This is a genomic window from Pseudomonas citrullilanati (genome assembly GCF_030580855.1).
Taxonomy (GTDB): domain Bacteria; phylum Pseudomonadota; class Gammaproteobacteria; order Pseudomonadales; family Pseudomonadaceae; genus Aquipseudomonas; species Aquipseudomonas citrulli.
The window spans coordinates 1-929 of record NZ_JAUQOP010000097.1; the positions used below are offsets into that span (position 1 = coordinate 1).

General features: G+C 60.7%; 1 pseudogene. It reads right to left on the reverse strand.

The features are described from left to right. Nucleotides 1-929 (reverse strand): annotated as a pseudogene (locus tag Q6A48_RS25915) (sugar-binding protein); the annotation flags it as partial.

A 929-nucleotide genomic window follows, 5' to 3' on the forward strand; every position in this document is an offset into this window, starting at 1 on the left:
TGCAGTTTGTACAGCGGGTCCATTCCGTCTTCCCAACTGACGGTTTCACCGGCACCGAGGAAGTTGTGGCCGGTGTAGCTGAAGGCCACTTCGATCATCGTTGCATCGGCGTTCGGCTGGCCGAAATCGGGGTAGCTGCGATGTTGGGTGACCCGCGGCAGGTTGGGCCGCACGATGCCGCCCGGGTAAGGGTGGCCGGTGTCGGCATAGGTGAGCGTTTCCAGGCCGCCGACCGGTGTCTTGATTTCATGCAGGCACAGGATGTTGCGGATCGGCCCGTTGCCATAACCAAAACGCCAGGAGCCCTTATCGGGCGTGGGCAATACAATCTCGGTGACCCAGCCGCTGGCATTGAGCTTCATTTCATAGCGCGCCAACGCCGTGCCATTAGGACCATCGGAGGGCCGTACGAGGATTTCCACCCACTCGTCGTTGGCCTGGCGGTTGATTTGCAGCAGCTCGCCCTGGGCATCGCTGATGCTTTGCAAGCACTGTCCGCCACGGAACGACGCATAAACCAACGTGATGTTATGGCCGGCGGGCGACTTGACGTGAACGGGCAATGCCACCCGGTCACGGTCAACGCCACCCAGCAGGAGTTCCTCGACCAGCCCCGATTTGTGCACGACGCGGTAGCGCCCATCGTTGAAGTCTTCGAAGTGGAAGGTGTCGAGTTTCTTTTCCTTGATGTCCGGAGTCGCACCGGTACCGGTCACCTTGAAGGTTTCTCCGGTGTTCAAGGCCAGGATCCGGTCGTGGGGAGTGAACTGGCTCAGGTTCAGGTTCCAGCCCACCCCGAAACCGGAGTCCACGGTATTGATCGGATTGAAGGTCAGGTTCAAAGGGAACGCCGGGCCGCACAGCCAGTTGCTCTGCACCTCGGGCAAATCGATGGACACGGTGTATTGGCCGGTGCGGGGGTCGACGCC